Consider the following 16189-nt stretch of genomic DNA (forward strand, 5'->3'; position numbering starts at 1 on the left):
ATTCAGAGAGCAACTTCCCCCGAAAGCGCACCTCCCCGCCGACCTGCCCGCCGTAAAACTCCGGCACCAAGCCGTTCAACGCGCGCAAGAGCGTCGACTTGCCGCAGCCGGACGGGCCCGCCAGCAACACAAATTCGCCCTGGCGCACCGACCAATCCAGATCGTCGAGCGCCGGGCGTTTCGCGTCCGGGTAGCAGTAGGTGAAACCGTTGAGGGAGAGTTCATGAAGTTGCATCGGGGTTTCGTCTCCTTTTTTTCAGCAAAAGCGGCGGGAGCGCCAGCAGAATCAGCAGCGCCGCCGCGTGCGCCAGCGTCGGCCACGGCCCTTCAAAGCCGATCATCGTGCGGATGCTCGGGTAGAATTCCATCGACATCCACGCCGTCGACCACGACCAGACGACGAGTGCGACCACGCCCAGAAAGCAAAGCCACGCATACAGATCAAACTTGCTCCATCGCTCCTTGGTGTACGACGTGCGCTTGCCTTGGCCGAATCCCCGCGCCTCCATCGCTTCGGCAACTTGCCACGAGCCTTCCAGCGAGGACAGCAACAGGACGTTCAGCAACGGACGGCGCGCCGCAAGCCGTTGCAACACACCGCCCTCGTCAAACTTCACGCCCCGCGTGCGCAACACATCGCCGATCTGCTGCGATTGCTCGCTGAGATACGGAATCAAGCGCGTCGTCATCATCGCCGTGACGGCGGAGCGCTTGGCGACCTTGGCGGACAAGCCCAGCGCTCGGTCCGCCGACAGCCAGTTCCTCATCAGCGCGAAGATCGCAAAAAACACCAGCATCCGAAGCCCCATCACCAACCCGTACAGCAACGCTTCCCACGTGATGCGAATCTGCCCGAGGACGGGGAGGTTCGCCGTGCGGCAGAGCAACGTGGCGCCGTTTTTGTTGACGAGGGTGTTGATGACGAGGATCATCAGCAGGATCGGAATCGAAAATTTCAGCGTGCGGGCGTACGTGCGCACGCCTCCGTGCAGGACGAGCGCAAACAGCAAGACCAGCCACTCGACACCGAGGTACAACGGATGGTTGGTCACGACTGAAATCCAGATCAACAGCACCGGGTACAGCAGCAGCGTGACCGCATGGCCGCGCGGTGTTTTTTTCAAGGGCGAAGTCATTCTGCGACAGGGACGGCGAGCGCGTTGCCGCTGTTCACGACGACGCCGATTTTGCCGTGAAGTTTGCCAGGGCTCGTCGTCATGATGTCGATCGCTTGGTCAAGACCCGCTTCCGTCGCGCCGATCACAAGCCACGTCGGCGTCGTGCTTGCTCCGCCGTTGCTGCCCGCCGCGAGGATCGCCGCCTGGCCCGTTTGATCGGTCGATTTGCCTTGGTACGTCAGGAGTTGCACGCTGTTCGCGCTGAACTTCGCGTACAGACCGGTGTGCGTCGGCGAGCCGAACAGCGTCTGCACAGCCGCTTGGTTGCCGAGTTCGCTCCACGTGCCGAGCACGATGACGTTTTGCGACGGATGCGCGACATTGCCGTCCGCGTAGGCCGCCGTCTGGACGTTGCCCGCTCCGAATCCGCGCAGCGCGTTGGCGAGGCGGTCGGCGTCGGAAGCATGGTTGCCGCTGTAGTAAATCGTCGTGCCCGGTTGCGCTCCGTTGTAGCCGGTCGTGAACGGATGAGGATAGGACGCGACCACACACGGCGTGCTGGACCCGTCGCCCGCCCAATCGTGATAATCCCACCAGACGCTGTCGCCCGCTTTCGGTTTGACCGCGTCCGCTCCGACTTGCGCGACGGTGCCGTTGACGTAGTAAAACCAGTCGCGCTTCTTGCGGGTGAAGATCGATTTGTTCGTATAGCCGGACTTCGTGCCGTTGATGCCGTTGACGAACGACCCGCCGTACGCCGTCTCCACGTCCAGATGATCGCGCATGGTGTCGAGCAGCGTTTGCTCGCTCGACATCGCCACCGGTTGATCGAAGACCGTGTTCGAGCCGAAGTATTCCGTCACGCTGAGCTCATATTGCCCGGAAGGCGTGCCTCCGGACGTTTTGCTCCCGCCTGACGCGCCGCTTCCGCCGGAGCCCGCGCTTCCATTGGAGGAAGCGCCTGTGCCGGTGCCGCTGTTTCCAGTGGAGCCGTTACTTGCGCCCGTACCCGTGCTCCCAGCGGAAGAGGAGCTGTTGCCTGCGGAAGTTGCGTTTGCCGAGTTCGTTCCCGCGGTGTCTTGCGCGGCCGGTTTCGTGTCGGCGGTTTTTTTGGCATCGGCAGCTTCTTGGGATTTTGGTTCTGCTTCCGGTTTTTTGTCTTCTGCGACCGGTGTCTGCACTTCTTGCTTGGGGAGCGCGTCCTGTTTCGCGGCTTCAGACGGGGTTTTGCCGCACGCGGTCCCGACCAGCGCAAGCAGAACGAAAAGCCCAAGACCTGTTTCTTTCCTCATCGCGGTTCCAATCCTCCTCTGCTTTCAAGAAAAGCTTTCAAGAAAAAGGAGCGAGGCCCGCGTCGAGCCTCCACTCCTCCTTACGTATATGTCAGTCGTTGTCTGCTCAGTCGTTGCCCAGAGCGCCCAGCACCACGGCGACTTCCGCACGGTTGGCGTACGCTTTCGGACGGAACGTGTCGTCGCCGTTGCCTTTCATGTGGCCGGACTTCACGGCAGCTGCCACGTACGGTTTCGCAAAGTCGGACACTTGCGCTGCGTCATCGAACGCAAGGGTGCTGTCCGCGAGCGGCGCTTTTTTCGTCAGACGGTCGATGATGATCGCCAGCTCTTCTCGGGTGACCGGGTCGCCCGCGCGGAACGTGCCTTCCGCGTCGCCCGTCATGATGCCGAGGCGCTCCACTGACTGAATGAACTTATTGCAGGGGTCATCCGACGCCACGTCCGAGAATTGCTTTTCGCCGCCAAACTCCAAGCCGCCGGCAATCGGCGCGATCATCTTCGCCAGCTCCCCGCGCGTCACGGCACGGCCCGGCTCAAAGTGACCTGCACCGTCGCCGACCACCATGCCCGCATGCGCAAATTGCATAATGTTTCCTTTCGCCCAGTCGTAGCCGTCGAGGTCGGAGAATTTCGCGTTGTCATCGCCGGCGAGCAAGTTCAAATCGCCGGTACGGATGAGCAGCGGCAGGCCGGTTGCCGGATCGACTTTGTCGACTTTCAGGGTCAGGAGACCCGGCGCGGTGACTTTCACGTTGGCGACGCCGTCCTTGTCGGTGAGGTAGTTCACTTCTTCGCCGTTGACCGATGCGCCTTCGACCGGAACGGTCGTGACCGTCGCGTTCCAGTTTGCGTCATACGTGGTCTTCTGCGCGGTGACTTTCACTTGCACAGTGTCGCCGACTCTCGGCTGTTGGTTGGAGATCTGCACTTTCGGGTAGAGCGTTTGCGTGTAATCGGAGAAGCCCCAGACGACTTCGTCGCCGTCGTGCAGTTCCGCTTGATCGGCCCCGACTTGCGCCGCTTCGCCGTTGATCCAGAACAACCACGAGGTGTTGTCGTTGATCGACTTCCCGGCGATGTCGCCGATTTTGTCGACGAACACGCCGAATTGGCTGGTCGTCGCTTTGTATGCAAATCCGTCCTTCGCCGCGATGTCGACCAAAGCGCCCAACGCGTTCGGCTTGTCCATCCGAATGGTTTCGCCGGCGGTGTTTTGGTACGACTCTTCGCCCACGCTGACGTATTCGGTTTTGCTGAACCCGTTCGGGCCGACGACGCGGACTTTGACATGCGCGGTGTGTTCGGATGCCGCGTGCACGCTGAGTGCCGGAGCCATCAGGCCTGCGATCAGTAGCGAAGATGCAGCGAGTTTCACGAGCTTGTGGTTCATTGAAGTTATGCCCCTCTCCCAGTCAAACATCTACAAATGAAACAACAAATGAAAAAACTCCCAAGCCGATCGGCCGGGAGAACAGTTCAGAAGTTATGTACCCTGAACCTTCCCTCCGAAGGCAACGGAAAAAATGCCGTCCACTGAAGCAGGTCTCCTGGCTCACGGGTCAACCGACGTCCGCCCCTTCTCATGCCGTTGCTTTCACAGGCACAATGGGAAACATGCGAAGTCGTAACCGTTTACAGTAGCGGGGGCTGCAGCGGATTTGCACCGCTTTCCCTACACTTCATGGCATCCTTGCTATGATAATACAAAACTAGTGTATCATTGCGTGAAAAAAAAGACCAGTGCCGCCAAAGGCATGGTCTCTTTTTCCAAACGGAATTACTGCTCTTCGTACTTGTCGAAGCGCATGTGCGGGACCGCTGCGAGCGGCAAGAACGCCGAGCGCCCGTTGATCAGCGAATGGTCGATCAGCGAGTTGTACGAGTGCACGAGGTCGAGCACGCGCTTGAAGTCGCCTTCGTCGTTGAAGTTGCCTTCCAATTGCACGTCGAGCAGGCCCATCGCGAACTTGCGGTCTTCCTTCGCTTTGTTCAGCGCGCCTTGCAGACGCGTGACCATCTCTTGGTTCTTCATCGCTTCTTGAGCTTTCAACTCAACAGTAAACGCGCCGATGGCGAAGTTTGCGGCTGCAATTGCGGATTGGATCACCATAAACTCGTTGCTGCGCAGAATTTTTTCTTCTTGGGTTGCCATGTGCAATCACCTCGCTTCCCATCTTACCCCATTTTCTCTAGCCAATCAACGAATAGCCGCCGTCGACGATCAGAGTTTGACCGACGATCATGCGGGACTGTTCGGAGCAGAGGAACAGCACGGAGTCGGCGAGGTCTTCCGGCGTGATCATGCGGCCGGCGGGCGTGCGGTCGATCGCCGCTTGGATCATCTCTTCGCGGTTCGGGAAGTGCGTGAGCGCGTCGGTGTCGACAGCCGCTCCAGAGACGGCGTTGACGACGATCTTCTTCGGAGCGAGTTCGACGCCGAGGTAGCGGACGATCGATTCGAGCGCCGCTTTGGACGTGCCGACGTTGATGTAGTTTTTGAGAGCAAAGCGGGAGCCGAGCGACGAGATCGCCACGATTGAGCCGCCGCCGCGCGCTTCCATCATCGGAACGGCGCGTTGCGCGAGGAAGAGCAGAGCTTTGGCGTTGATGTCGAGCGTCCAGTCCCAGTGTTTTTCCGTGACTTCCATCGCCGGGAGTTGCACGCCGGATGCGGCGTTGGAGACCAAGATGTCGAGGCCGCCCATCACCTCTTGGATTTCGTCGAACATCAGTTGGTGCTTCTCCAGATCGCCGACGTTGGCTTTGATGATATGGCAGCGACGGCCGAGGGCTTCGATCATCGCTTTGGTTTCTTCAGCAGGCTTGCGGTTGCGGAAGAAGTTGATGACGACGTCTGCGCCTTCCTCTGCCAATTTCAACGCAATCGCACGACCGATGCCGCGGGAGCCTCCGGTGACGAGTGCAATTTTGCCGGTAAGAGATGACATGATGTGGTACCTCCGGGAGAGTGAATTAAGATCAGGTATTAGGAGTTCTATGTACGAGTTGATTATATCATTCCCGCCGGAGGAAGTCGATTTTACGAAAAAGCCAACTCTCGGAAGCGGGAGAGTTGGTTTTTGAATCCGCTATTGGAGTTGATCCGGGAAGAACTCCATCTCCGGATAGTCAATTTCGTGGTGCTCCAGCATCTCTTTCGGAGCAAGCGGGTCGTCCAAGTCGACGGTAAGTCCGTACCGTTTTGCGAGTTTGGCGAGGGCGAGGACTTCGACGGCAAAGTATTGCTCAGGGGATTGGTGATATTCAGGATTTTTTCTGTGAGCCTTCAGAAGTTCCAACAGCCCATTTTCCACTTGATTGGCGTCTCCTTTTACGATCCCGTTCAATACAATGCCAAACCCTGAATGCAACTCTGCATCAACTTGTTCATCCTCTTCCTGCACGTCTAAGCTTTCAAGATGAAGCAACGGTTTTATATGCTTATCCGCTTGATTTTCATCATGCAAAATTAGAAATTTCAGCGCATATCCTAGATGATTGGAGAACGGGTGCCCGTATTCATGTTCCACTTCGGGACGACCTCCAAGCTCTTGAGCAAATGATACAATCAATTCTTCATTGTCGCTAAGGATTGCCCAAAAAAGCTTTTGAAAATTACTCATCGAAACGTACGACTTATTGACAATCATCGTTTTTTCGTCAAATGCGCGCAACAAAAACATTCGCAGCACAGCTGCCTGATAGAAGTATTGTTTGGACTTGGAAACATCTCCATGTAAAAGGAGTTCGCACATCGCCAACTCTGCATAACTGCTTGAGATCGAGCTATAAGTTGAGTCGATGAAATTCTCTTTGACCCGTTTCTGTTTCAATTTCTCAATTGCAAGGCGGATCGAATCCTTGTGGTCTTCCATGATCTCCGGCAACAAGTTCCAGTGCTTATCTTTCTTCAAGAAATCCCGCTCCTTACTGTCCAAATCCACCTGGATCGGAGAACCATTTGTTGAAGCCAGTCGATTTGAGACGATTGAGTTTAGTTCGTATCATATCAAAATTATCTTTAAGCAACTTCCCGGCTTTTCTGACATCCGGATCATCAGAACGCATCATCTTGGTGATATTTTTCTCAATCCATTCACGACTCATTTGTTTTGCACCATCGACAGTCTTTCCAAGTCTAGATGTTCCAAACTTTGACTCATTCACAATGATATCTATTAGAATGTCCTCAATATCACCATCTTTGCCGTATTTAACATACACCCCGTCAAAACCGTTATTACTACCAACTTTTGAAGGAAGTTTTTCATATCCAGCTTTTTTCAGCACCACGTCTGCGAGTTCTTCAGCGATTTGTCCCTTCTCTGCATTACTTGAAGCAGTCCCCGCTCTTTTTTTCAATTCTTGATACTCGGGATTTTTAGTTGCCAACAGCATTTGGTCATTCTCAAGGTTCAGATACCCCGAGACCGCCACTCCGGCCCCGTAGAGGGCTTCCGCAGCCGAAAGGGCTCCCACGACTGCAAGGGCTGCTCCCTCTGGAATTCCAACCCCGGTGGAAGACAGCAAGACTCCGCCGCCTTCCTCAACGACCGCTTCCATCAAGGCGCCGATCGCACCGACCACGCCTAGACCGACTGCAACCTCGTCCCCCAGAACTTTCCCCTGGAGGTACTCGGTGCTTCGCAAGTCAGCCTCATCATCAAATAACTTCTGCAAAAAACCAAACGTCGCGTTATTCCCTAACGCATAAGCCGCCCCTCCCAGGAATTCAAGGAAGTGTTTGCTCTTCTCCTTCCAAGTCGATGAAGCAGGTGCCGGTACTTTCGAATAGCCGTTGATCTTATCTTGTAAAGCATGAAAAACCAAATGATCCGAAATCGTCTGAATCTCTCGAAACGCTCCAGCAGCTCGTTGATCTGCCGCCAACGCTTCCATCTCCGCTGCATAACGGAGGTCGTGCGCTCGTTGTCGAAGATAATGAGCTTCCGATTGATTTTCCTGCCTGCTCTCGTCAAGATACATGAGTTGAGACTCCATTTGACTGGCTTGTCTTCGCAGTTCGAGAATGGAGTCATAGCTGGTTGCAAGGGTACCGAATTCGCTGGAAATCCGCTCTAACGCACCGGCAGCTTTCAGGAAATCACCATGCAAGAGCTCGCAGACTTTTTGGTAAACTGCAGACGCACTGCCCCGCCAAGAACTCTGCAGGTTCTGCGACTCTGCCAAAAAACGGCCTGCTCGCCCCCTCAAATCATCCGCTCCTGCGGAAAAGCGATTCGCGGCGTACCGAAGGTTGTAGGGGTCTAGTTGCAACACAGATAGATCACCCTTTTTTTGTCCGTAATTATAGCAAAAAAAGCCAACTCTCTGAAGCGGGAGAGTTGGCTTTTTGGATTCCGTTGCGTTTGGATACCTACTGCTTGGTCAGCCCTTGCACTTTCGTCAACTCGGCTTTCAGCGACGCGTCGAGGGTTTGCATCAGTTTCAGCGCTTCTTGGTTGTTCGCTTCGATCTTGGCGGCGATGTCCTTGATCTTCGCGGAGTCGGCCGTCTGGACGGCGTCGTGGAGTTGCTTGTGCAGGTCTTTGCCCGTCTTGCGGAGGTCTTTCAGCTTGGTCATCGAGTCTTCGGAAGACTTCAGGTCGGCTTTGATCTGCTTCTTCAGATTCTTGTCGGTAGAAGTATCCGCGAGGTCTTTGAGTTGCTTGTGCGTTTCGCGGATCGACTTGCCGGTTTCCCATAGCTGCTTCTTGGTCGCTTTCATCGCTTGGAAATCGACGCCGGAGTCCTTGATCGCCTGTTTCTGCTGCTCGGTCAACTGAATCTTCTTATGCTCGCCTTGGTGCCCGTGCTCTTGCACCTGCTGAGTTGCCGACGGGGTCTGCTGCGTCGTGGAAGCGTTGTCATCGGTCGCTGCAAACGCCGCCGCGCCGCCTCCCAGTGCCAAAATCGCCGCCAACGTTGTGCCTGCGAGAAGTTTTTTCATAACCGTATTGTCCACCTTTCGTCATGTAAGTGAGTTCCTCTTGACTTCAGGTTACCCACCGAATGTGGAATAAATATGGAAATGAAATAGAAAAAACAGCCCCGCCAAGGAGCTGTTTTTTCTGAATCGTCTAGTTCTCATGCCGACTGCCTAGTGAGTCCCGAAAGGCTTCGTCTCGCCCATGACCATCTCGCAGTACTGGGTCTCCGTTTTCAAGAGACGCGCGACCTCTTCCAGCCGGTCGCCGCTGCGGAACACCGCCAGCGTCCGCCCGTTTTGGACTTCGTTGCACGCTTTGGAAATCGAGGCTTCCGGAATGCCGTAGGAACGCAAACGGTCTTCCACCGTCACCATCGTGCGCTGATGGTTGGTGCCCGGCAGTACATTCAATTGCGGTGCTTCGATCTCGCCTTGCACCGGGGTCGTATCGGACACGATATTTTGGATAAACGGCGTCACGCCGGGGTAGAAGCCTTCGAGGCCGTCTCCATTTTCGTCCCCTTTGTTTTGCAGGTAGAGCACCGTGAAGTCGTTCATCCCTGCTTTGAACAAGTTCTGAACAGAATCATGAGCTTGCTGGTAACTCGAAAACGCAGCCAATACAATCGGTTTTGCCATTTGAGTTTCACCCTCTCTCACACGATTGCTTCTAGTATCTGTGAGAGCGCGGTTTGCTATTCTCGAAACGGCAGCTCACTCCCCGTTCGCCTCTTCCCAAACCTTGGTCCAGCGCGCCCGTGCTTCCGGGTCGAACGGGCCCTCCTGCGCTTCGAACAGCGCGACCAATTCGGCGGTCGCTTCGGCGATTTTGTGCAAGATGTCGGACGGGTACTTCATCGCGTGCGCATGCTCGGTCAACTCTTCTTCGTCCACCACTTCGTACACGCCGTCGACGCTTGCGATCAGGTCGACATCGTAGTCGATGAACTTGTACAGATTGCGCTCTTCTTCAAACTCCACCGGGCTTGCCACGTTGCAATAGTACGCCGTTCCTTCCTCGCGGCAGAGAACCGCGACGTTGAACCACTTCTCCGGGTGCACCCAATAGATCACCGGAAACGGGCTCGACCACTCGCTGCCGTCCGCTTCCACGACCGGCGTGTGGGGCTCAATCCACATCACGCCGCGTTCACCCGGCAGCTCGTACAACTTCACCCAGCGCCGATGCTCCCGCCCGTCATGTTTGTACGCTTGCATCCAAACCTCTCTCATGCGAACTCCCATCTCCTCCAGAAATTCTCCCTATCTTTCCTCCGTGCCGGCTGATAGAATGATATCTTGTTGACATAACAAAAACTCTGCCAGACGAAGGAAGGTGCATCTCGATGTTGACCATTCTGACTGTACTGCTGCTCATCGCCGTCCTGATCTCTGCCGTCCTCGGTTATGCGCATTGGAACACGTTCCGTCCGGTGGTCCGCGAAGTCGAGATGACGATGGACGCGCGACTGGGCGACCGCGGTGAACTGCGCATCGTTCAGCTTTCGGACTTGCACATGGAACGCCAATCGATCAAACCGGAGCTCATGGCGAAGATCATCGCCGACAGCAACGCCGATTTGATCGTGATGACCGGCGATTATCTCGATAACTACGACAACCTCGACAAATTCATGCTCTACCTCGACGAACTGAAAAAAGTCGAGCCGCAGCACGGCATCTGGCTGGTCTGGGGCAATCACGACCACTATCTCGGCGAGCGCATCGAAGAACTGGCGGAGCTGATCACCGCCAAAGGCATTCGCGTGCTCGCCAACGAGTGGGACTGCATCGAATTCGACAACCAGCGTCTGAACATCATCGGTATCGACGACTTCTGCCTCGGCAAGTCGGACATCGCGCGCTCGTTCGACGGCGTGCAAGACGGCTGGAACCTCGTTCTCTCGCATGACCCGAACATCGTGCTGCATCTGGAAGAGCATCATAAAGTCGACTTGCTCCTCTCCGGCCACTTGCACGGCGGGCAGTTCAAAGTCCCGGGCGCTTTTAAATTGTTCCCGATGGGAGAACTCCCGAAACACAACGTGGTCTCCGGCCTGCACATCGTCAACGGAAAAAACGTCTACATCTCCGACGGTATGGGCCAAGCGGCGTTCAACCTCCGCCTCGGCACCCGCCCGGAGATCACCGTTCACACCTTGCGCGCGGCGTGAGGTGTTTTTTGTAGATGTAAGAAAGCACGCGGAGAGAGTCTTCCGCGTGCTTTTTTCTGCTTAGAAACCGGTGGAAATGTACTTGATTTCGAGGAACGGCTCCATGCCGTAGTGACCGCCCTCGCGGCCGAGGCCGGATTGCTTCATGCCGCCAAACGGCGCTTGCACCGCGTTCGCCGGCATCGGATCGTTCAAGCCGACGATGCCGTATTGCAGGCCTTCGCTCATGCGAATCGAACGGCCGAGGTCGTTGGTGTACACATACGCAGCGAGGCCGTAGTCGGAGTTGTTCGCGCGCTCCAACACGTCTTCCTCCGTTTCAAACGTGAAGACCGGAGCGACCGGGCCGAACGTTTCTTCGGTCGCGATGCGCATCTCTTCGGTGACGCCGGAGAGCAGGGTCGGCTCGAAGAAGAAGCCTTGCTCGCCGTGACGCTTGCCGCCGCAGACGACGGTTGCGCCCTTCGCGACCGCATCTTCGACGTGCAGGGTCGCTTTGTCGAGCGCTTGTTGGTCGATCAGCGGACCCATCGTGGTTTCTTTCTCCAGACCGTGGCCGAGTTTAAACTGCTTCGCGATCTCTTCGGACGCCGCTTTCACGAAGTCTTCCGCGATGTTTTTGTGCACGTAGACGCGGTTGGTGCAGATGCAGGTCTGACCTGCGTTGCGGTATTTGGAGTTGATCAAGCCGAAGACCGCTTTCTTGATGTCCGCATCGTCGAACACGATGAACGGAGCGTGGCCGCCGAGTTCAAGCGATACGCGCTTGACGGTTTCCGCTGCGTTTTTCGCGATCAGTTTGCCGACTTCGGTGGAGCCGGTGAACGTCACTTTGCGCACGCGCTTGTCGGTGGTCAGCATCGTGCCGATCTCCGCCGGATTCGACGTGGTGATCAAGTTGATCACGCCCGCCGGGATGCCCGCTTGTTCCGCCAATTCGACGAGGCGAACGGCGGTCAGCGGCGTTTGTTCCGCCGGTTTGAGCACGACGGTGCAGCCTGCCGCCAGCGCCGGAGCGACTTTGCGGGTGATCATGCCCGCCGGGAAGTTCCACGGGGTGATCGCCGAAACCACACCGACCGGTTGTTTGAGCACGGTGATGCGCTTGGTCGGCTCAAGATGCGGGATGGTTTCCCCGTGTACGCGCTTCGCTTCTTCCGCGTACCATTGCACGAAGCCTGCCGCGTTGATCACTTCGCCCTTCGCTTCCATGAGCGGTTTGCCCATTTCGGACGTGAGCAGCGCCGCGATCTCGTTGCGTTGCTCCATGATCAAGTTGTACCACTTGTAGAGCATTTGCGAACGCTTGTGTGCCGGAGTTGCCGCCCAAGCCGGGAACGCGCGGTGCGCCGCTTCAATCGCTGCGTCTGCATGAGATGCGTTGGCGTCGGCTGCGTGGCCGACCACTTGACCCGTCGCCGGATCGGTTACTTCAAAAGTGGAATCGGTTGCGATCCACTCACCGTTTATGTAGAGCTTGCTGGTCGTTGTCATAGTCGAAAAAGCCCTCCTTTATTGTCTTCACAATGAATGTCAGGTGTGTTGGAGAACGAACACCGGATATCCCCGCTCCCACCACTTGAGCAGGATGGCCCACCGCTCGCGTTCTCTCTCTGCACTGTTACACTTCTCGAATGAATCCGCTTTCTCCTCCACGATTTTCAGACATTCCTCAGAAGGTTGTAAAAAGTCGAGGAAATGCCCCGCACAGTGCGACAGAACGAATTCTACGCCGTCAAACACCAACTCTTGCCCCCGCTTGTAGTCGAACACGCCGCCGCCCGCGCAGAACGCGCTGTCCGCTTCCTCCAGCAACGCGCTCTCCTTGATCTGCGGCAACAGTTTCGGATGCAGAGTTTGAATCGACTTCTTCCACGCTTCGCCCTCGGCGTCGTCGAGCGCGATATGCTCGGCGCCAAACGTCACCGGGTCGAGCGAGACGATCGGAACGATCGTGTACTTCACCGCCAACCACCTCCAAAAAAAGCGCAGCCCTCCCGCGAACGAGAGGCTGCGTTGTACAGTTGCTTTTGTAGCAAAAAGCGGTTACTTTTTCTTGCCGATGACTTTCCCGGTGCCGGACGACGACTTCGGCGGCGTGACCGAACCTTTGGACGAAGAAGAAGACCCGGACGACGAAGAAGATCCAGACGACGAAGACGAACCCGATTTCGAGGAAGAGGACGACGAAGAACCGCTGCTGCCGGAGCTGGACGGATAGCTGTAGGACGAGCTCTTCTTGGGGTACGACTGGCTCGGGTATTTCGAGTAATAGTGATATTCCGCATAGCCGTGGTACGACGGGTACGAACGGGAGCCCCAGTTTGACCCGAACATGTTGCCGATCAGCATCCCGGTCAGGAACGGCGACAAGTAGTTCGGATCGTAGTGCTTCTGCACGTATTCCTTGGTGTCAACTTCGATCAGCGAGTCGCTTTGCTTCTCGCCGTCTTCTTGGACGTGGATGATGTCGTTGCCGTAGACGAGGAACATGTCGTTGTCGTCTTGCTTGGACATCTCATCCGGTTTCTGTTGGTCGGCGATCTTCTTCGCGACATCCGGCACGCTGGTGTTCGCGGCGCGGTAGACTTTTTGCATGTTCGAACCGGTGCCGTCTGCGCTCTCCAGGCTGTATTTGTTCTTAATGTAATCCTGTGCGCTCATGCTGGCGCTGGAACTGCCCGTGGAGCTGCTTCCGCCGCATCCGACCAGCACCAAGGAACAGGCGAGCAGCACAGCTGTCATTTTGGTTGCTGTTTTCTTCATACCTCACGCTTCCCCCGTTTCTACTCCCCTTAATTCTCCCACGTTACTCACAGGTTTGGCAAGACCTGTATGTAAGTGGAATTTAGATTGAGCAAATTCACTCCGTAAAAACTTCCTCTCACAAATCCCCCACAGCGATGACGTCACCATGTACAACCCGATGGCGACAGGCGCTTTCCATAGAAAAAACACCATCATCACGGAAACGAACAGAATCGGCACGATCTTGGGCATCACCGCCGACACCGTCTCATCCGGCGGAATCAGCGGAACGAGCGAGCCGAGCGCGCTGACAATCCCGATCACAAACGGCATGATGTGCGCCGCATCCGCTTGGTTCAGCGCGTGCGCCCACGGCAGCAACACCGTCGTGATGTCGCTTCCAAAGTGGGTAAACACCGCGTAGACCGCCGCAAACACCGGCATCTGCAACACCAATGTCCCGAGCATCGAAAACGGGTTGAACTTGTGCTCAACCGTCAGCTTCATCGCCGCTTCTTTGAGCTTGTCAGGGTCGTCCTTGTGTTGTTTCTGCACTTCCTTATACGCTTTCGAGAAGGCGCGGTTGCGGTGCGCAAACCGCGCTTGCCGGACTGATAACGGGAACAGGCACACCCGGACGATCAAGGTCAGCAGGATCACAGCCAATCCCCAATCGTGCACCGCGTTCTCGATACCGGCCAGCACCGGCCGCAGAAGACTTGCCAAGTACAAAATCGGTCCCCAGTTGCTCATCTCCGTTGTTCCCTACTTTCGTCCTGATCACAGTTGTTAGGATCAAAGTCAGCGCTTGCGAATCACCCGGCCTGTGCCGCTGGAGCTTTTCGGCGGTTTGACAGACGGAGTGGTGCGGGAGGGCGACGTATACGGCGGCGTGTACGTGCCCCCGCCCGTCCGTCCCCGATACGTCGGATCGTAGCCGACGCCCGTGTACCCGCCGCCTCGATAGCTTCTCCATCCGCTGCCGAAGATGTTGCTGAGCAGCGACGCCGCGAGAAACCCGTTCAGGAAACTCGGGTCATAGTTTTGACGGACGAATTCCTTGGTGTCCACTTCGATCAGCGCGTCTTCCTTCTTATTCGGGTCTTGTTGGACGTGGATGAGAGTTTGCGGATAGACGAGAAACATCCGCTCGGTGCTTTCCTTGGACATCTCATCGGGCTTCTGCTCGTCGGCAATCTTCTTGGCGACATCGGGCACCGTTTGCCCCGGTGCCCGGTAAACTTTCTGCTGCGTATCGCCGGAGCCTTTGACGTCCTCCAGCGCGTATTGATTCTTGATAAAATTTGCTGAGTTCTCCATTCCACAGCCGACTGTAAAAACGGTGAGTGCCAATGTGAGTGCGATCGTTCTCGTCAGCCTCTGCATGCGCAAGAACCCCTTTCAGGATTATTCGCTGCCCGGGAGAATCATGACTTCGCTCGGTTTGACTTTGCCGCCGACGCGAATGATGATCTCGCCGCTTTGCCATTCAAACAGCATCGCTTTGCCGTCGTCGGAGAGATGCATCCACCAATAGACGATGTCGTAATGGTTGAACGCGCTGGCCCCTTGCACGTTGACGGTCGCTTCGCCGCGTGCCGCTTCAAAGTACGACTCGTCGTCATAGATCATCTCGTGGTTGATCTCTTCCGGATTCTCCAAGCGGGCATCGAGTGTTTCATAGAGAAAAGCACGGATCGACTCTTTCTGCTCGACCATGAGGTAGCCGTTTTTCGGGCCGGACAGCACGTATCCGGTCTTGACCTGACCGCCGCTGCGGTAGGTGGTGATGCCTACTACTTTATAATCCTCCAAGTCATACGAAACGATGTCACCGATTTGCAAGTTCGTCAGGGTGCGTTGGACGACTTGGGTGCCCTCGTTTTGGTTTGCTTTCCAGATATTCTTGATCCGATCAAAAACGCTCATCGTGGAATCGCTCCTCGCTCCAAATAAAGTTCTGCTAGTTAGCTATACGAATCAGTTCGGCTCCGGTTGCACAAGTTCCTGTCCTTTTTTTGGCGGACTTGCCGTATAGATGAAAATCAGTCACAATAGGATCAGGTATACATACATGCACAAAGGAGATTGAACATGAATCAATTGTTAGCCGGTAAGAAATTTCTCATCATGGGCGTCGCCAACGACCGCTCGATCGCTTGGGCGATTGCCAAGCAACTGCACGAAGCAGGCGCAACTCTTGCCTTCTCCTACCAAGGCGACCGTTTGGAATCCCGCGTGACGAAGCTCGTGGAAACCACGATGCCGGGTTCTACGATGGTTCAGGTCGACGTGACCCGCGACGAGGAAGTTGCAAGCGCATTTGCTCTGCTCAAGGAACAATGGGGCACGATGGACGGCCTCGTTCACTCCCTCGCATTTGCCAAAACCGAGGAGCTCGAAGGCAACTTCGTGGATACGTCCCGCGAAGGCTACCTGCTCGCGCAAGACATCTCGGCGTACTCGCTGGTCTCCTGCTCTCGTTATGCGAAAGACATGATGCCGGAGGGCGGCACGATCATCACCATGACCTACCTCGGCGGCGAACGCGTCGTCGCGAACTACAACGTCATGGGCGTGGCGAAAGCAGCGCTCGACCAGAGCGTCCGCTACCTCGCAGCCGATCTCGGCCAGCACAACATCCGCGTCAACGCGATTTCCGCAGGCCCGATCAACACGCTGGCAGCCCGCGGCGTGCGCAACTTCACGTCGATCCTGCCGCAAGTGGCGGAGAAATCCCCGCTCAAGCGCAACATCACCCAAGAAGAAGTCGCCAAGACCGCGCTGTTCCTCGCGTCCGATCTCTCTTCCGGCATCACCGGCGAGATCATCCACGTCGATGCCGGCTACCACATCATGGGGTAATCGATTCAACTCTCTTCTACTTGTAGATGCCAAAAACCGTCCAGCCCTCGTGGCAGACGG

General features: G+C 56.2%; 19 protein-coding genes and 1 riboswitch. Of the genes, 2 read left to right on the top strand and 17 right to left on the bottom strand.

The window, feature by feature from the left end; genetic code table 11:
• The 11 genes from EL26_RS02825 to EL26_RS02875 all read right to left on the bottom strand — a co-directional run.
• Positions 1–235: ATP-binding cassette domain-containing protein (locus EL26_RS02825; RefSeq protein WP_038084335.1), on the bottom strand; the 235-nt coding region annotated here is incomplete at its 3' end.
• Complete coding sequence (locus EL26_RS02830) at positions 222–1124, bottom strand: energy-coupling factor transporter transmembrane component T (protein ID WP_038084338.1); 903 nt, start codon at positions 1122–1124, stop codon at positions 222–224. The genes EL26_RS02825 and EL26_RS02830, both read right to left, overlap by 14 nt.
• Positions 1125–1132: 8 nt before the next feature.
• Positions 1133–2410 (bottom strand): DUF4430 domain-containing protein, encoded by a 1278-nt coding sequence (locus EL26_RS02835; RefSeq protein ID WP_038084341.1) that lies wholly within the window; start codon positions 2408–2410, stop codon positions 1133–1135.
• 106 nt (positions 2411–2516) lie between these two features.
• A complete protein-coding gene (locus tag EL26_RS02840) occupies positions 2517–3803 on the bottom strand; it encodes an S-layer homology domain-containing protein (RefSeq protein ID WP_038084344.1) in 1287 nt (428 codons plus the stop codon).
• Positions 3804–3933: 130 nt separating this feature from the next.
• Positions 3934–4134: riboswitch (cobalamin riboswitch) on the bottom strand.
• A 56-nt stretch (positions 4135–4190) separates the two neighbouring features.
• Positions 4191–4565 (bottom strand): hypothetical protein, encoded by a 375-nt coding sequence (locus EL26_RS02845; protein WP_038084345.1) that lies wholly within the window; start codon positions 4563–4565, stop codon positions 4191–4193.
• Positions 4566–4602: 37 nt separating this feature from the next.
• The gene (fabL, locus tag EL26_RS02850) at positions 4603–5361 is read right to left on the bottom strand and encodes an enoyl-[acyl-carrier-protein] reductase FabL (protein WP_038084347.1); all 759 of its coding nucleotides are present in this window, start codon (positions 5359–5361) and stop codon (positions 4603–4605) included.
• 141 nt (positions 5362–5502) lie between these two features.
• A complete protein-coding gene (locus tag EL26_RS02855) occupies positions 5503–6327 on the bottom strand; it encodes an immunity 49 family protein (RefSeq protein WP_152559157.1) in 825 nt (274 codons plus the stop codon).
• A 13-nt stretch (positions 6328–6340) separates the two neighbouring features.
• Positions 6341–7693, bottom strand: a complete 1353-nt coding sequence (locus tag EL26_RS02860) for a WXG100 family type VII secretion target (RefSeq protein WP_038084351.1) — start codon at positions 7691–7693, stop codon at positions 6341–6343.
• Positions 7694–7790: 97 nt separating this feature from the next.
• Positions 7791–8363, bottom strand: coding sequence for a hypothetical protein (locus tag EL26_RS02865; RefSeq protein WP_038084353.1), 573 nt, complete (start codon positions 8361–8363; stop codon positions 7791–7793).
• Between the two features lie 150 nt (positions 8364–8513).
• Positions 8514–8981 carry a hypothetical protein gene (locus EL26_RS02870; protein WP_038084356.1) on the bottom strand — a complete coding sequence of 156 codons (468 nt, stop codon included), beginning with the start codon at positions 8979–8981 and terminating at the stop codon, positions 8514–8516.
• 75 nt (positions 8982–9056) lie between these two features.
• Positions 9057–9575: a DUF402 domain-containing protein gene (locus tag EL26_RS02875; protein ID WP_038084357.1), complete on the bottom strand. Its 519-nt coding sequence runs from the start codon at positions 9573–9575 to the stop codon at positions 9057–9059.
• A gap of 113 nt (positions 9576–9688) precedes the next feature.
• Here EL26_RS02875 and EL26_RS02880 point away from each other — a divergent pair, with 113 nt between their 5' ends.
• Positions 9689–10516 carry a metallophosphoesterase gene (locus EL26_RS02880; RefSeq protein WP_052035918.1) on the top strand — a complete coding sequence of 276 codons (828 nt, stop codon included), beginning with the start codon at positions 9689–9691 and terminating at the stop codon, positions 10514–10516.
• A gap of 60 nt (positions 10517–10576) precedes the next feature.
• Here EL26_RS02880 and EL26_RS02885 read toward each other — a convergent pair whose 3' ends face one another.
• From EL26_RS02885 to EL26_RS02910, 6 genes are all read right to left on the bottom strand, one after another.
• Positions 10577–12010, bottom strand: a complete 1434-nt coding sequence (locus EL26_RS02885) for an NAD-dependent succinate-semialdehyde dehydrogenase (protein WP_038084359.1) — start codon at positions 12008–12010, stop codon at positions 10577–10579.
• Positions 12011–12049: 39 nt separating this feature from the next.
• Positions 12050–12481: a hypothetical protein gene (locus EL26_RS02890; RefSeq protein ID WP_038084363.1), complete on the bottom strand. Its 432-nt coding sequence runs from the start codon at positions 12479–12481 to the stop codon at positions 12050–12052.
• 81 nt (positions 12482–12562) lie between these two features.
• On the bottom strand, positions 12563–13282 hold the full coding sequence (locus EL26_RS02895; protein ID WP_052035919.1) for a DUF4247 domain-containing protein: 720 nt from the start codon (positions 13280–13282) through the stop codon (positions 12563–12565).
• Positions 13283–13285: 3 nt separating this feature from the next.
• Positions 13286–14017: a YidC/Oxa1 family membrane protein insertase gene (locus EL26_RS23345; RefSeq protein WP_052035920.1), complete on the bottom strand. Its 732-nt coding sequence runs from the start codon at positions 14015–14017 to the stop codon at positions 13286–13288.
• Positions 14018–14065: 48 nt separating this feature from the next.
• Positions 14066–14650 carry a DUF4247 domain-containing protein gene (locus EL26_RS02905; protein WP_052035921.1) on the bottom strand — a complete coding sequence of 195 codons (585 nt, stop codon included), beginning with the start codon at positions 14648–14650 and terminating at the stop codon, positions 14066–14068.
• Positions 14651–14671: 21 nt separating this feature from the next.
• Positions 14672–15193, bottom strand: coding sequence for a DUF4178 domain-containing protein (locus EL26_RS02910; protein WP_038084365.1), 522 nt, complete (start codon positions 15191–15193; stop codon positions 14672–14674).
• Positions 15194–15358: 165 nt separating this feature from the next.
• Here EL26_RS02910 and fabI point away from each other — a divergent pair, with 165 nt between their 5' ends.
• A complete protein-coding gene (fabI, locus tag EL26_RS02915; protein WP_038084368.1) occupies positions 15359–16129 on the top strand; it encodes an enoyl-ACP reductase FabI in 771 nt (256 codons plus the stop codon).
• Positions 16130–16189: the final 60 nt, after the last annotated feature.

It is taken from the genome of Tumebacillus flagellatus (assembly GCF_000714935.1).
GTDB lineage: Bacteria > Bacillota > Bacilli > Tumebacillales > Tumebacillaceae > Tumebacillus > Tumebacillus flagellatus.

Bases quoted from the DNA above. Each gene is read 5' to 3' on its own strand.
- EL26_RS02910 (WP_038084365.1), bottom strand. From the start codon at position 15,193: ATGAGCGTTTTTGATCGGATCAAGAATATCTGGAAAGCAAACCAAAAC.
- EL26_RS02905 (WP_052035921.1), bottom strand. From the start codon at position 14,650: ATGCAGAGGCTGACGAGAACGATCGCACTCACATTGGCACTCACCGTT.
- EL26_RS02865 (WP_038084353.1), bottom strand. From the start codon at position 8,363: ATGAAAAAACTTCTCGCAGGCACAACGTTGGCGGCGATTTTGGCACTG.
- EL26_RS02895 (WP_052035919.1), bottom strand. From the start codon at position 13,282: ATGAAGAAAACAGCAACCAAAATGACAGCTGTGCTGCTCGCCTGTTCC.
- EL26_RS02835 (WP_038084341.1), bottom strand. From the start codon at position 2,410: ATGAGGAAAGAAACAGGTCTTGGGCTTTTCGTTCTGCTTGCGCTGGTC.
- EL26_RS02885 (WP_038084359.1), bottom strand. From the start codon at position 12,010: ATGACAACGACCAGCAAGCTCTACATAAACGGTGAGTGGATCGCAACC.
- EL26_RS02880 (WP_052035918.1), top strand. From the start codon at position 9,689: ATGTTGACCATTCTGACTGTACTGCTGCTCATCGCCGTCCTGATCTCT.
- EL26_RS02870 (WP_038084356.1), bottom strand. From the start codon at position 8,981: ATGGCAAAACCGATTGTATTGGCTGCGTTTTCGAGTTACCAGCAAGCT.
- EL26_RS02875 (WP_038084357.1), bottom strand. From the start codon at position 9,575: ATGAGAGAGGTTTGGATGCAAGCGTACAAACATGACGGGCGGGAGCAT.
- EL26_RS23345 (WP_052035920.1), bottom strand. From the start codon at position 14,017: ATGAGCAACTGGGGACCGATTTTGTACTTGGCAAGTCTTCTGCGGCCG.
- EL26_RS02840 (WP_038084344.1), bottom strand. From the start codon at position 3,803: ATGAACCACAAGCTCGTGAAACTCGCTGCATCTTCGCTACTGATCGCA.
- fabI (WP_038084368.1), top strand. From the start codon at position 15,359: ATGAATCAATTGTTAGCCGGTAAGAAATTTCTCATCATGGGCGTCGCC.
- EL26_RS02845 (WP_038084345.1), bottom strand. From the start codon at position 4,565: ATGGCAACCCAAGAAGAAAAAATTCTGCGCAGCAACGAGTTTATGGTG.
- fabL (WP_038084347.1), bottom strand. From the start codon at position 5,361: ATGTCATCTCTTACCGGCAAAATTGCACTCGTCACCGGAGGCTCCCGC.